Below are 14,296 nucleotides of genomic sequence, written 5' to 3'. Positions count from 1 at the left end.
GCTTTTTATGATCTACAGTTTGACATGGATGATCAATTTGAATTTAATATGAATTTGATGATGGGATCAGTATGATACAATTTTGTTCCTCAGAGAGTTGGTGTTTTGCTGAAAGCCAATGTACAAAAAGTATTCAGAATATCCTCCCGGAGAAGTAGTGCTGAATTTTCTAATTAGTAAGCCCTACCGTTATGTCGGACGTTATACCGACCCTATATGAATAACGTATAGGACTTAAGGTGTCTTTGTTCATGTCATTATGTACATAATAACTGAATGAAGGAACAAGGGTGGTAACGCGAGTTTTAGTCTCGTCCCTTTTATAGGGATGGGGCTTTTTTGTATTTATACTGCAGAAAAGGAAGAGATGAATATGCAAAAAGTAGATGTTAAAGAACCTGCTCGTGCAAGAGAACTTCGCATTTTGAATAAGTGGAGTAAAGAAGATACCTTTAAACGTAGTATGGAAAAACGTGCTGGCTTTCCAAACTATGTGTTTTATGAAGGACCCCCTACGGCAAATGGTGTTCCACATATTGGACACGTGCTTGGACGTGTAATTAAAGATTTTGTTGGTCGTTACCAAACGATGAATGGGCATCGTGTAGTTCGTAAGGCGGGTTGGGATACACATGGTCTCCCTGTTGAACTAGGTGTTGAAAAGCAGCTTGGTATTTCTGGTAAGCACGAAATTGAAACGTATGGCGTTGAAAAGTTTATACAGAAATGTAAAGACAGCGTATTTGTATATGAGAAGCAATGGCGTGATCTTACTGAAGCTATCGGATATTGGACGGACATGGATGATCCGTACATCACAATGAAAAATAGCTATATCGAAAGTGTATGGCACATACTAGCTAATATCCATGAGAAAGGCTTGTTGTATCGTGGTCATCGCGTAAGTCCGTATTGTCCTAGCTGCCAAACGACATTAAGCTCGCATGAGGTTGCTCAAGGCTATGAGGATGTAAAGGATCTAAGTGCAACCGCTAAATTTAAGCTAAAGGATAGTGGAGACTATGTCCTAGCTTGGACCACAACACCATGGACGTTACCTGCTCATAGTGCACTTGCTATGAATCCAAAACTTACTTATGCTCGAGTGAAGCAGGAGGATGGCATTTACATCGTAGCTGAGGGCTTAGTGGAAAGTGCGATCAAGGGTGAGCATGAAGTATTAAGCACGCATCTAGGCTCAGAATTTATCGGTCAAGCGTACGAAGCACCATTTAAATATATTACTCCTAAAAATGGCTTAGTCATTTTGAGTGCTGACTTTGTTACAGCTGCTAGTGGTACAGGGATTGTACACTTGGCGCCTGCACATGGGGAAGATGACTATAAAACGTGTCGAGAAAATGATGTAGAGTTCATTAATGTTGTTGATTTACAAGGACGTTATCGTGATGAGGTTTCTGATCTTGCAGGTCGCTTCGTAAAGGATTGCGATATCGATATTGTGAAGATGTTAGCTGAACAAGGCTTGTTATATGATAAGCATAAATATGAGCATAGCTATCCGTTTTGCTGGCGTTGCAAAACCCCGTTGCTTTATTACGCAACAGATAGCTGGTTCATTAAAACAACGGCTGTAAAAGAACAATTAATTAAAAATAACAATGAGATCGATTGGTATCCTGGTCATATTCGTGAAGGACGCTTCGGTAAATTCCTTGAGGATCTAGTGGATTGGAATATTAGTCGTAATCGCTATTGGGGAACACCACTTAACGTTTGGGTTTGTGATAAAACAGGCAAAGAATATGCGCCAAAAAGTATCGCGGACTTACGTGCACGTGCCATTGGTGACGTTCCAGAGGATATTGAGCTACACAAGCCATTTGTAGACCCAATCAAGTTAAAATCGCCGTTTTGTGAGGATGGCGTTATGACACGTACACCTGAAGTGATTGACGTATGGTTTGATAGTGGTTCAATGCCATTTGCACAGCAGCATTATCCATTTGGCGAAACATCGCAATTTGAGGACCAATATCCAGCGGATATGATTTGCGAAGGGATTGACCAGACAAGAGGTTGGTTTTATAGCTTACTTGCAATTTCAACGTTGTACACTGGTAAAGCACCGTACAAAGCAGTTATGTCACATGGTCATATTTTAGATGAAAATGGACAAAAGATGTCGAAGTCCAAAGGGAATGTAATCAGCCCATGGGAAGTAATCGAGGAGTTTGGCGCAGATGCCTTCCGTTGGCCGTTGTTAGCAGATAGTGCACCTTGGAACAGTAAACGTTTCTCTAAAACGATCGTGGCAGAGGCGAAGTCCAAGGTTATCGATACACTAGTAAATACACATGCATTTTTGACCTTGTATGCATCGATTGATGGATATAAACCAGAGGAGCACGAGCATAAGGCTTCCGCTAATAAGCTGGATCGTTGGATTTTATCTCGACTAAATAGTCTCATTGCTGTAGTTAAAAAGGGCTTGGATGCAAATGACTTTATGAATCCTGCCAAAGCGATTGAAGTATTTATCGATGAATTAAGTAATTGGTATATCCGTCGCTCTCGTGATCGCTTCTGGGGTAGTGGCTTAGGTGAAGATAAGCTTGCGGCATATGGTACATTAACTTCTGTATTAATTACGTTAGCGAAGTTAATGGCACCATTTACACCGATGTTATCTGAGGAAATTTATACGAATTTAACAGGTGAGGAAAGTGTTCACTTTGCAGATTACCCTGTTGCAGATGAAGCTTTGATTGATTTAGAGCTTGAGCGTGATATGGAAAGTGCTCGTCAAATCGTGGAGCTAGCGCGTAATGTTCGTAATGAAACAGGAATCAAGACGCGTCAACCATTATCTAGCCTAGTTGTATCTATGAGTCGTGACTTTGCTGTTTCGGAATATGAGGATATCATCAAGGACGAAATCAATATCAAGGAGATTCACATTGAAACGAGTGATAATGGTTTTGTGAACTTCTCCTTGAAGCTAAACCTTAAGGTTGCAGGTAAAAAATACGGTAAAAATGTAGGCTTCCTGCAAAATGCTCTAAAAAATTTACAGCCAGAGGTTGCTTCAGATGTGGTAGCAAAAGGCGAGTTCCACATTACTTCTCCTGAGGGTGAGGAACTAGTAATTACAGCGGATGAGCTGTTAATTGAAAAGCAAGCAAAAGCAGGTTTTGCTTCCGCTTCAGGTTACGGATTAACCGTTGCGCTTAATAATGAAATTACGCCAGAGCTAGAGCAAGAGGGCTGGGTACGTGAAGTTGTTCGTGCCGTGCAGGATACGCGTAAAAAATTAGATTTGCCAATTGAAAAACGAATCTCCCTGACACTTGATGTGGATGATGAGCTACAGGCAGCAATTACTGCATTTGAGCATGTACTACGCGATAATGTGCTAGTGCAGGAGTTAGCTTTTGGCAAACCTTCTGAGCCAGGGGAAGTCGTGGATTTAGGCAGCAAAACGATTGGTGTTTATATCCAAAAATAGAAATTCACCTGAGGGTTTAGGTGAATGGTAGAGGCAAAAGCAGGTCATACTACCAATAATTAAAAAGCAAGCGAGCTTTAGGTCTTCCTTCAAAAAATGAAGTGAGTACCTTAAGCTCGTTTAGCTTTTAAAATTATAGTAGACAGGGTGCCTGCAATGAAATTTTTAAGACGTTCAAGGAAGCGTTCAACCATTCATTTGAAAAAAGATCTAGTAGGAGCTCAGAGAGATCAGAGCAAGGTTTCAGACAAAACGTTAGCGTCACATGCTAGTGATCTGACCGAGGAAACTACCCTAACAGGGACAGTGGATGAGAAAATAAACTATGTGTACCGTTTATTAATACATATTTCTCATATGCTTGAGCAATCAAGAATTATGGAATATACAGAGCTATTGCACCGCCCCTGGCGTTTAATTTGGTTAAATTTATTATCAGGTACCTCTAGAGGTGTTGGGATTGCTATTGGCTTTACTTTTTTTGCGGCTACAATTGTGTATGTGCTTCAATTGTTAGGTGCATTAAATCTGCCCATTATAGGTGACTATATCGCTGATATCGTTACAATTGTTCAACATCAGCTACAATATAAGTAAAGCCTATTGTAATCTCTTCGTTGATGCTTATTTTATAACATCATCTTCTGTTCGTAGATGCTTCGTTTCCTTCATGTGCTCTGTATATTGTTGATTACGGAAAAAATAACGATCATTGCCATAGATATCGGTAGCGACGTAGCTCTCAAACGGTTCCACAAATCCATCGAATTCTTCGTTTTCTTCGATGGTCAAATCATCATAGCTTGTGACATCAGACTGCTCTGCATATGCAGGTGATGTAGAAGTTCCATAGCTTTCAACAATTTGCCAAGCATCTTCACCATCAAAGCCAGAATATTCATGCTCATCCATGCTTGTTCTGCCAAAGGGAGGATCAAGCAATGTTTCTTCAATCGGTCGGTTTAATGATAAATGGGCTTGAGGACTATGCTCCTTACAGTAAGCCGTTTCTGGAATGGCCTCAAGACGTTCAAAATTAATCTGCGCGCCACAGGTTGCACATTTACCATATTGTTGATGTTTAATCCGTTCAAGGGCATCCTCAATACGCATAAGCCGCAATTCTTCATGCTCATTTAGTGCGATATCTTTCTCGCGTTCAAACATCTCACTGCCAATATCAGCAGGATGATTATCAATCGTTGATAGCTCGTTTAAATTGTCCCGCATGGATTCATTAAGTCCCATATGGTCATTGCCATTTAATTTTTCATACAGTAGTTGTTGCTCCGCTTGAAGCTGCTGTTGTAAATATTTAATTTGGGATGATGTAAGATGAGTCAATCCAGACACTCCTTTTTTACGATAGGCTAATCACTAACGTTGTATTTTTGATTTGTATGAGCCTTATTTTGCGCAACAATTTATTTTTTAATGATCTTTTTGCAATTGAGGAAACCTACACATTTGTGTAAGATTTGGGTTTCTGCATGGACGGCTTAAATCTGGGTGTGCTACAATAAACAGGGTCTAAGGACGCACATAAAAAATGAGGTGACGTGTCTCGTGATATATTATTTAATCGCATTTATTGTATTCGTAATTGATCAGTTAACGAAGTATGTCATTGCTACGAGATTAGAGCTATGGGATCAAATCTCAGTAATTGGTAATTTCTTTTTAATTACATCTCATCGCAATACTGGAGCAGCCTTTGGTATTTTGGAAAACCAACGCTACTTTTTTATTATCATTACGATTATCGTTGTCATTGGAATTGTATGGTATATACAAAAAATGAAAAATACAGGGAATAAGCTATTACCCTTTGCATTGTCACTTGTATTAGGTGGAGCATTGGGTAACTTTCTTGATCGTGCTTTGACAGGTGAAGTGGTTGACTTCCTACAATTTAATTTTGGCAGCTATACCTTCCCTATTTTTAATATTGCAGATAGTTGTATTGTGATTGGGGTTGCTTTAATTATTATTGATTCGTTCCGCGAAATGTCGTTGGAGAAAAAACAAGCGAAGCAAGTAGAGGAGTTAGGGGAACAGAATCAAGTGCAAAAAGAAGAGAAATAAAAGGAGTTATTATGAGCGACGATAAAAATAAGGTTCAGGTTGAAGCTGAGGCCGAGACGATGGAGTGGAATATCGAAGCTCCTCATGTGAAGCAACGTATTGATAAATTTGTTACTGAAAATATAGAAAATGATGCTTCGCGGACCCAAGTTCAGCTATGGATACAAAATGGGGATATTACTGTAAATGGTGAAAGCGTAAAAGGAAACTACAAGCTTGCATTGGGTGATGTTGTATCCTTAATAACACCAGAACCTGAGTTGGTGGAAATTGTAGCAGAAGAGCTTCCATTAGATGTTTATTATGAAGATCAAGATGTCATTGTGGTCAATAAGCAGCGGGGTATGGTTGTTCACCCAGCCCCAGGACATAGCTCAGGTACATTAGTAAATGCACTGATGTTTCACTGTAAGGACTTGTCAGGAATTAATGGTGAGCTGCGCCCCGGTATTGTGCATCGGATTGATAAGGACACTTCTGGTCTAATTATGGCTGCCAAAAATGATAAGTCACATGCCTCCTTAGCCGCGCAATTAAAGGCGCATAGTGTGACTCGTAAATATATCGCTTTAGTGCACGGTAATTTGAGTCATGATCAAGGTACAGTGGATGCACCTATTGGACGAGACCCTCAGGATCGTAAGATGTACACTGTAACCGAGCGGAACAGTAAGCATGCAGTGACTCATTTTCAAGTGATGGAACGTTTTGGTGACTATACTTTGCTTGAATTGAAGCTAGAAACAGGACGTACTCATCAGATTAGAGTACATATGAAATTTATAGGTCATCCTCTTGTAGGTGATCCGATGTATGGCCGGAGTAAAGGGATCAAAATGGAAGGACAAGCACTTCATGCTGCGGTGTTGGGTTTTATTCATCCTACAACGTCAGAGTACATGGAGTTTAGTGCACCTTTACCACAGGATATGGAGGATGTGCTGTTCAGCCTAAGAAACCGCTAACAGAAAAAAAGTACAAACCAAAAGCCAAATAATCCATTCTATAAAGGCTTTATTTCTAGCATATTTAATGATGTGAGGTTTTTGAACTTATGCTAGTGAAGGGATGGATTAAAATGAGTATTGAGAATTATCAAGCTACGTATATTCAGCAGCAGTTTGCAGAGCGTATCGGTGGATCAAATTACGGTAAAGATACCGCTATTTATAAATTTGAGAAAATTAAAAGAGCAAAGCAAGCTGCTCGCAAAGCTTTTCCAGAAATTGATTTAATTGATATGGGAATTGGTGAGCCCGATGAGATGGCACATGCTGGTATTGTAGCCAAGCTTGCAGAGGAAGCAGCCAAGCCTGAAAATCGTGGTTATGCTGACAATGGGATTGCTGAATTTAAAGAAGCAGCGGTAAAGTATTTGCACGATGTGTTTGCGGTGGAAGGGCTAGACGCAGTTACAGAGGTAGTGCATTCGATTGGCTCCAAGCCAGCATTAGCGATGTTACCTTCATGCTTTATTAATCCAGGGGATATTACGATTATGACTGTACCTGGATATCCTATTGTAGGCACACACACTAAATATTTAGGTGGAGAAGTATATACCGTTCAGTTAACTAAAGAAAATAACTTTTTGCCAGACCTAAGCGCAATTCCAGACGATGTTGCAGACCGTGCAAAGCTACTGTATTTAAATTATCCAAACAACCCTACAGGTGCGAGTGCAACAAAGGCCTTTTTTGCTGAGGTTGTCGCTTGGGCTAAAAAACATGAAGTGATCGTTATTCATGATGCGCCTTACGCGGCATTAACGTATGATGGTGAAAAACCACTTAGCTTTTTATCCGTTGAGGGCGCAAAGGATGTTGGGGTTGAGCTACATTCCTTGTCTAAATCTTATAATATGACAGGCTGGAGAATTGGTTTTGTAGCAGGTAATCCACTTATCGTTAAAGCGTTCAGTGACGTGAAGGACAACAATGATTCAGGTCAATTTATCGCTATTCAAAAGGCAGCAGCTTATGGTTTAGCACATCCTGAAATTACAGAGCAAATTGCGGCTAAATATTCTCGTCGTCATCAATTGCTAGTAGATGCGCTTAATGAGCTACGTTTTGAAGCTACAAAACCCAAAGGATCATTTTTCTTATATGTGCAGGCTCCTATTGGTGTGGAGGGTGGACCAAGCTTTGCCACTGCCGAAGACTTTTCTCAATATTTAATTCGTGAAAAGCTAATTTCTACAGTGCCTTGGGACGATGCAGGCCATTTCATTCGTTTTTCTGTTACGTTTGAAGCGGCAACGGAGGAAGAGGAAAAGGCTGTAATTTCTGAAATTAAATCAAGATTAGGCAATTTGAAATTTATATTTTAAAAAATGCTCCCTAACATGAACAGGTACGATATGGATCAGTCCGTAAAACCTTATAATGTTGGGGAGTTTTTTTGTAAACAAGGGAGGATATAAAAGTGAATAAATGTGGATAGAAATTTTATAGTTTGACATTTATCACTATATCGTAATAATATAATATATAGATATTATGATATTGAGTGGATTTACAGTGAGAATGATAAGGAGAGAATGTTGTGGATAACAATTTTAAAGCTTATACCGAAGCAGCGGAAATTTTGAAGGCATTAGCACATCCCGTTCGACTTTGTATTGTGCGAGGGCTAATTAAAAAAGGAAGCTGTAACGTGAGTTATATGCAGGAGTGTCTTGATTTACCGCAATCTACGGTGTCTCAGCATCTGCAAAAGCTTAGAACGCTTGGTATTTTAGAAGCTGATCGTAATGGTTTAGAAATTTCATATTCAATTAAGGATGAGCGAGTGAAGGCCGTGATCGAAATATTTTTGGCAGAAGTGGAGGAAGTATAATGAAAAAGAAGGTACTCATTGTTGGTGGTGTTGCAGGTGGAGCATCTGCGGCAGCTAGATTACGTAGATTAGATGAGGATGCCGAAATCGTCATGTTTGAGCGGGGCCCTTATATTTCATTTGCAAATTGTGGCTTGCCTTATTATGTTGGAGGTTCGATCGCAGAAAGGTCGAAGCTGGTGGTTCAAACACCTGAAGCGATGAATAGCCGCTTTAATATTGATATTCGTACAGAAAGTGATGTTATATCCATTGATGCGATTAATAAAAAGGTGGTTGTCGACAGTAAAGAGCGTGGTCAATATGAGGAGAGCTATGATGCCCTTATTTTATCTCCAGGTGCAAAGCCAATCGTGCCTCCCTTGCCAGGCATTACAAGCTCTAAAATATATAGCCTACGTAACATTCCCGATGTAGATAAGATCAAAGCCAAGGTGACGGAACAAAATACAAAATCTGCGGTAGTCATTGGGGGTGGGTTTATCGGCGTTGAAATGGCTGAAAATTTACGTGAGGCAGGACTTGAAGTCACTTTAATTGAAGCGGGGCCTCAAATTTTAGCTCCATTTGATCAAGAAATGTCGACTATTCTTGCAAAGGAGCTAGAGGAGCAAGGCATAAATTTAGTGTTTTCTGACCGTGTGGAAGGGTTTGAGGAAAAGGAGCAAGGTATCGCCGTCAAGCTAGGCAGTGGATTAATGCTGGAGAGTGAGATGGTTTTATTAGCAATTGGTGTTACGCCAGATACTACATTTTTAAAAGATAGTGGACTTGAGCTAGGCCCGCGAGGTCATATCGTAGTGGATGATCATATGAAGACTAACCTGTCTGATGTTTTTGCTGTTGGAGATGCGATTGAAGTGGTTGATTTCGTAAATGGAAGCAAAACGGCGGTACCTTTAGCTGGTCCAGCAAATAAGCAAGGAAGAATAGCGGCTGATAACGTCAGTGGACTCGCCACCACATATAAGGGAACACAAGGTACTTCGATTATAAAGGTTTTTGGCTTAACAGGTGCAGCGACAGGGAACAATGAAAAAACATTGCAACGGTTAAATATTCCTTACAAGTTAGCCTATGTACACCCTAATTCAAGGGCTTCCTATTATCCTGGTGCAACTCCGATGACGATCAAGCTGTTGTTTAGTCCTGAAGGTAAGGTGCTTGGTGCACAGGCGATTGGTTATGATGGCGTAGATAAGCGGATAGACAGCATTGCTACTGTGATTCGTTTTGGCGGTACAGTAAGTGATCTATCTGAGCTAGAGTTAGCTTATGCTCCTCCTTATTCCTCTGCAAAAGACCCTGTTAACATGGTAGGGTACGTGGCTGAAAATATTGTGACTGGATTAAGTGATGTATTTGTAGTAAGTGATCTTGCTAACCGAGACAAGAATAACAGCATACTGGTGGATGTTAGATCACCAATAGAATATAGTAATGGCTACATTGATGGTGCAATCAATATTCCTGTTGATGAGCTACGAGGTAGACTAGGGGAGCTTGATAAAAACAAGGAAATTTGGGTGTATTGTCAGGTTGGATTACGAGGATATACCGCTTCCCGTATACTAAGTCAACTTGGTTATAAGGTGAAAAATTTAACGGGGGGCTATAAATCTTATGTCATGAGCCAATATAAACCTAGCTCTAATTACTTTAAACACACAAACGGCTCTGACGACTCTAATCGCTCGAATCAAAATACAGACAATAATTTGGGTGAGAATAAAAAGAATAACGAATTTAGTACCGACATGGCTGACGTTGATTCCAAGCATAACTTAGAGGATTTAGCTACAATTACATTGGATGCGTGTGGCCTTAGTTGCCCCGGACCTTTAATGCAGGTGAAGCAACAAATGGACGACTTGCAAAAGGGGCAAATGCTCAAGGTTACGGCATCTGATCCGGGATTTTATGAGGATATCAAGGCTTGGGCAAATATGACCTCCAACGAGTTGATTGAGCGGAATAAGCGTCCTGATGGCATCATTGAGGCAACCTTGACAAAAGGTATGGCAGAAACAGCTGCTTCTGCCGAGGCTGATACTGAACTGAGTAATCAGTCCAATTTGTCGGACAAAAACGGTACAACAATGGTTGTGTTTAATGGGGATTTGGATAAAGCGATCGCTTCGTTTATTATCGCGAATGGGGCTGCATCCAGTGGTAAAAAAGTGACGATGTTTTTCACCTTCTGGGGCTTAAACATTATACGTAGACCAGATAAGGTTAAGGTGGAGAAGGGCTGGATGGGTAAAATGTTTGAAATGGTAATGCCAAGAGGAAGTGGAAAGCTGCCATTATCTAATCTTAATATGATGGGAATGGGTCCAAAAATGATTCGCTCTCTCATGAAAAAGCATAACGTACTTTCTCTGGATGAATTAATTCAAGCTGCTCAGAAGCAAGGCGTTGAAATGATCGCTTGTCAAATGTCAATGGATCTAATGGGGATCCAACGTGAGGAGTTGATCGATGGGATCAATGTCGGCGGTGTTGGTTATTATTTAGGACAAACGCAGCAAGCCAATCATAATTTGTTTATATAAATAGCTATTATGTATTAACACCTCTACTGTCATTAAAATGTGTGGAGGTGTTTTTGTTTACGGTTAACCCTTTACTTTTGTAACATTGCTGATTATTCTGGATAAGATAACAAGCTAAGGAGTAATTATGACAAAAAATATAATCCATACGGACTTAGATCAGCCCGATCATTTTGTTTTTGATTTTATGAATGCTAAGGGTGTTGTCGAAAAATTGCTTTTTAAAGATCCCCTTAAAATCATTGAGGTTAAATCTCACACTCAGATCAGACAGGCTTTGGATGAAATTGAAGTTTATACAAAGCAAGGTAAGTATGCCGCAGGTTATATTAGCTATGAGGCTGCACCTGCTTTTGACCCTAAAATGAAGGTACATGCAAATTCTGTGATGCCGTTACTGTATTTTGGTATTTTTGATCAGCCTGTGACGCTACCAGCTATTACAGAGGAAGAAAAGATCACTGCCCAAGCTTTGCAATGGCAAAGTAATACTTCTCAGCTACAATACGAAACAAGCATTAAAAAAATAAAAGAAGCCATCGCAAAAGGAGATACGTATCAAGTAAATTATACGTTACGCTTACAAGCCAACTATGATGGTTTTACAGATGATATTGGCGGTTATCGTTATTATGAACAACTTAAGCAAGCTCAACGAGCGAATTATAGTGCCTATTTAAATCTTGGTAGATACAAAATATGTTCCCTTTCACCAGAGCTATTTTTTCAATTAACTGCGGGGAAAATGATGAAGACGATGCCTATGAAAGGAACGATTGGGCGTGGTTTAACGCTGGAAGATGATCTTTATAAAAAGGACAAGCTGATACACTCTACAAAAGATCAGGCAGAAAATGTAATGATTGTGGATTTGCTTCGTAATGATCTTTCTAAAATATCTAAGCCCAATTCAGTAAAGGTTCCGAGCAAGTTTGTAATTGAGAAATATCCAACCGTATATCAAATGACCTCTACAATTACTTCTGAATTACAAGAGGGAGTAGCCTTGCAACAAATTTTTGCTGCTCTATTTCCTTGTGGCTCTATTACAGGTGCACCAAAGCTAAAAACAATGGAGATCATTACGGAACTGGAAAAGGAGCCTCGAGAGGTATATTGTGGATCGATTGGATTTATTACGCCAGAGGGTGATGCTACCTTTAATGTCGCAATTCGTACTGTTATTTTAGATGAAGATAACAAGACAGCGAGATATGGTGTAGGTGGTGGGATCACTTGGGAATCAAACACTGGGGATGAATATCAAGAGGCATTTGATAAAGCAGCCGTTTTGTCCCAACCTGTTATAAGTTTTGAGCTTATGGAAACGATGTCTGTGGAAGGGGGACAGCAATATAATCTACATGATGAACGATTTAATAGGCATATAGAGCGACTACAAACTTCTGCTCAATATTTTGACTTCCCTTTCAACAAAAGTGATATCATAGAAGCTTTTAGAAATTATATAGCGCAATTAGAGGAAAATAGTAATGAAAATGAAATATATCGTTTGAATCTTTTCTTAGATGAACAGGGAAAATATCGCTTTAAACACCAACCATTTGTGGATGAAAATCAGTCACAGGTCAAACAGGTTGCTCTAGCTAAACGATCAGTGTTTTCTTCTAATCGATTTTTGTATCACAAAACCACTTACAGAGAAGTATATAATGAGCATCGTATTGGTATGGCAGAGCATTTATTTGACGTATTGTTATGGAATGAACGTGGTGAGCTTACAGAGTTTACAATTGGAAATGTAGTAGTTAAGCAGGAGGGGATCTATTGGACACCACCAGTAACCTCAGGCCTGTTAGCAGGTACTTTTCGAGCTTCACTGCTCCAGCAGGGCATCATTCAAGAAAAGGTGTTATACGTAGAAAATGTACGGAGTTTTGAAGAAATATGGCTTATTAATAGCTTGAGAGGTTGGGTAAGGGTTTTACTTTGCTGAAATCTCGGCTCTATTAGAAATTAGTACTTGCCAACGGTAGGAGTGTGGTCTTGCAATTGTTTTTAAAATCAACTTCCTTTTATTGAAGTTTATTTATGGATGGAACTTGATTTTAAGAGACAATCTTCAGAATCGCTCTGTCTCTTCGCTAGCTTGAGTTAGCGGTCAAGCACTAATTTCAAGATTTAGCCGAAATTAACGAAAATTAAACTAATTTAATATAGGAGAGATTACATTGACTAATAAGCAAAACGATATAAATAATCACCAACATCAACATAGTCATCACGACCATGATCATGAACAGTCTCATCATGATTGGGAGGAGCCAGGATTTGTTTCCTTGTGGTTAGCTAACATCAGTACACCTAATATTGACGATACCTTAATTGAGTACTTGCAAATGGAGTATGATGAGGATGGGGATGTTATTAATCCACCCTTTTGCACTGATTTTAAAATAGAGGAATTTGACGAGGATTTTCGAGAAGCTGGAATTTTAGACGAGCCTCGGCATACCCTTGAGACACTGCTAGATGGCTGCTCCTATGCTGAAGAGGTAATCCCTTTATTCAAAAAGGTAATCGATCCGACATTAGATTTGACTCAATTTAATACAGTTATTTTATTGTATAACTATAATTACAAAGAGACAATCAAACACGTTAATAAAGAGCATATGAAGGTTGTATTTATGGGATCTGTACAGATGAAAGACGAATATTAATTTAGTTTTTTATATTTAACGTTGACAAATACGATTATTCTACACTATAATTTAACTTATCGTTCGGGTTTTAGTTGAAAATAATAGCTTTAAGAGGTGGTTTTGTGACCTTATCAGACTCAAATGCAGATAAAAAGCAAATCTGTAGCATTTACAATGAGATCTCTAAGGAATTGTTTGGTTTTGGTACAACCCTTCTCAAAGCAGGTATCGATCTTGACCAACGCATAATTACAATTTATGCGAAGCATCGCAGGTCGCCTCGTTCTACTGTTTTGGAAGGTGAGGCTCCAATATTAAAGCATGAAGTTGACTTTCATATGTCAGCCATCTATAAGAAGAGGTTGCGTGAACGGTTTGAAGCTGAAATGGAGTTAAATATTGAGGCAGTATTACGTGATTATGATCCCGCCACCCAATGGGCGATTACGAATGTCATTTTAAATGTATAATTTAATACTAACAAGCGTCCACATTCGGATCTATCTGAGCGAGGAACTTGTACCAATAGAAACATAGATGCTCTTTACATTGTTTACAATGAAAAGTGTTCTTGTTAGGAATTATTCTACCAAGGGCCTTTTCTTTTTTTTTGGATTGTAAGTCAGTCGTATAATCGTGGAGTTACAGATTAACAATATAAATTACAATTTACGATCTAG

The 14,296-nt window shown here is 39.4% G+C and carries 11 protein-coding genes and 1 other annotated feature; of the genes, 10 read left to right on the top strand and 1 reads right to left on the bottom strand.

Annotated features, from left to right (window positions below):
- Positions 1-48 precede the first annotated feature (48 nt).
- Positions 49-322: a binding site (T-box leader), on the top strand.
- 51 nt (positions 323-373) lie between these two features.
- Together ileS and ABE099_RS09835 are read left to right on the top strand one after the other, a co-directional pair.
- The gene (gene ileS / locus ABE099_RS09840; RefSeq protein WP_430029785.1) at positions 374-3,469 is read left to right on the top strand and encodes an isoleucine--tRNA ligase; all 3,096 of its coding nucleotides are present in this window, start codon (positions 374-376) and stop codon (positions 3,467-3,469) included.
- 156 nt (positions 3,470-3,625) lie between these two features.
- A complete protein-coding gene (locus tag ABE099_RS09835; RefSeq protein WP_430029782.1) occupies positions 3,626-4,066 on the top strand; it encodes a DUF5665 domain-containing protein in 441 nt (146 codons plus the stop codon).
- Positions 4,067-4,093: 27 nt separating this feature from the next.
- Here the strand turns inward: ABE099_RS09835 and ABE099_RS09830 are convergent, their stop codons facing one another.
- Positions 4,094-4,822 carry a TraR/DksA C4-type zinc finger protein gene (locus ABE099_RS09830; protein ID WP_430029780.1) on the bottom strand — a complete coding sequence of 243 codons (729 nt, stop codon included), beginning with the start codon at positions 4,820-4,822 and terminating at the stop codon, positions 4,094-4,096.
- 213 nt (positions 4,823-5,035) lie between these two features.
- Here ABE099_RS09830 and lspA point away from each other — a divergent pair, with 213 nt between their 5' ends.
- The 8 genes from lspA to ABE099_RS09790 all read left to right on the top strand — a co-directional run bounded on the left by lspA (position 5,036) and on the right by ABE099_RS09790 (position 14,086).
- Positions 5,036-5,554 (top strand): signal peptidase II, encoded by a 519-nt coding sequence (lspA, locus tag ABE099_RS09825; RefSeq protein ID WP_430029778.1) that lies wholly within the window; start codon positions 5,036-5,038, stop codon positions 5,552-5,554.
- Positions 5,555-5,565: 11 nt separating this feature from the next.
- Complete coding sequence (locus ABE099_RS09820) at positions 5,566-6,519, top strand: RluA family pseudouridine synthase (protein WP_430029776.1); 954 nt, start codon at positions 5,566-5,568, stop codon at positions 6,517-6,519.
- A gap of 113 nt (positions 6,520-6,632) precedes the next feature.
- Positions 6,633-7,886 carry an LL-diaminopimelate aminotransferase gene (locus ABE099_RS09815; RefSeq protein WP_430029774.1) on the top strand — a complete coding sequence of 418 codons (1,254 nt, stop codon included), beginning with the start codon at positions 6,633-6,635 and terminating at the stop codon, positions 7,884-7,886.
- Positions 7,887-8,101: 215 nt separating this feature from the next.
- The gene (locus ABE099_RS09810; RefSeq protein WP_430029772.1) at positions 8,102-8,395 is read left to right on the top strand and encodes an ArsR/SmtB family transcription factor; all 294 of its coding nucleotides are present in this window, start codon (positions 8,102-8,104) and stop codon (positions 8,393-8,395) included.
- The gene (locus ABE099_RS09805) at positions 8,395-10,950 is read left to right on the top strand and encodes an FAD-dependent oxidoreductase (RefSeq protein ID WP_430029770.1); all 2,556 of its coding nucleotides are present in this window, start codon (positions 8,395-8,397) and stop codon (positions 10,948-10,950) included. The genes ABE099_RS09810 and ABE099_RS09805 overlap by 1 nt, the downstream gene beginning before the upstream one ends.
- 127 nt (positions 10,951-11,077) lie before the next feature.
- Positions 11,078-12,907 carry an aminodeoxychorismate synthase component I gene (gene pabB, locus ABE099_RS09800; protein WP_430029767.1) on the top strand — a complete coding sequence of 610 codons (1,830 nt, stop codon included), beginning with the start codon at positions 11,078-11,080 and terminating at the stop codon, positions 12,905-12,907.
- Positions 12,908-13,142: 235 nt separating this feature from the next.
- Positions 13,143-13,634, top strand: a complete 492-nt coding sequence (locus ABE099_RS09795) for an immunity 22 family protein (protein WP_430029764.1) — start codon at positions 13,143-13,145, stop codon at positions 13,632-13,634.
- Between the two features lie 104 nt (positions 13,635-13,738).
- The gene (locus tag ABE099_RS09790; protein WP_210088073.1) at positions 13,739-14,086 is read left to right on the top strand and encodes a DUF2294 domain-containing protein; all 348 of its coding nucleotides are present in this window, start codon (positions 13,739-13,741) and stop codon (positions 14,084-14,086) included.
- Positions 14,087-14,296 lie beyond the last annotated feature (210 nt).

Origin of the sequence: Paenibacillus turicensis, from assembly GCF_050461185.1 — a bacterium.
Classification (GTDB): Bacteria; Bacillota; Bacilli; order Paenibacillales; family Paenibacillaceae; genus Fontibacillus; species Fontibacillus turicensis_A.
The sequence above is the reverse complement of the archived record's forward strand: the minus strand, read 5'-3'. Positions and strand labels throughout refer to the sequence as shown.

Bases quoted from the DNA above. Each gene is read 5' to 3' on its own strand.
- ileS (WP_430029785.1), top strand. From the start codon at position 374: ATGCAAAAAGTAGATGTTAAAGAACCTGCTCGTGCAAGAGAACTTCGC.
- ABE099_RS09835 (WP_430029782.1), top strand. From the start codon at position 3,626: ATGAAATTTTTAAGACGTTCAAGGAAGCGTTCAACCATTCATTTGAAA.
- ABE099_RS09820 (WP_430029776.1), top strand. From the start codon at position 5,566: ATGAGCGACGATAAAAATAAGGTTCAGGTTGAAGCTGAGGCCGAGACG.
- ABE099_RS09815 (WP_430029774.1), top strand. From the start codon at position 6,633: ATGAGTATTGAGAATTATCAAGCTACGTATATTCAGCAGCAGTTTGCA.
- ABE099_RS09805 (WP_430029770.1), top strand. From the start codon at position 8,395: ATGAAAAAGAAGGTACTCATTGTTGGTGGTGTTGCAGGTGGAGCATCT.
- pabB (WP_430029767.1), top strand. From the start codon at position 11,078: ATGACAAAAAATATAATCCATACGGACTTAGATCAGCCCGATCATTTT.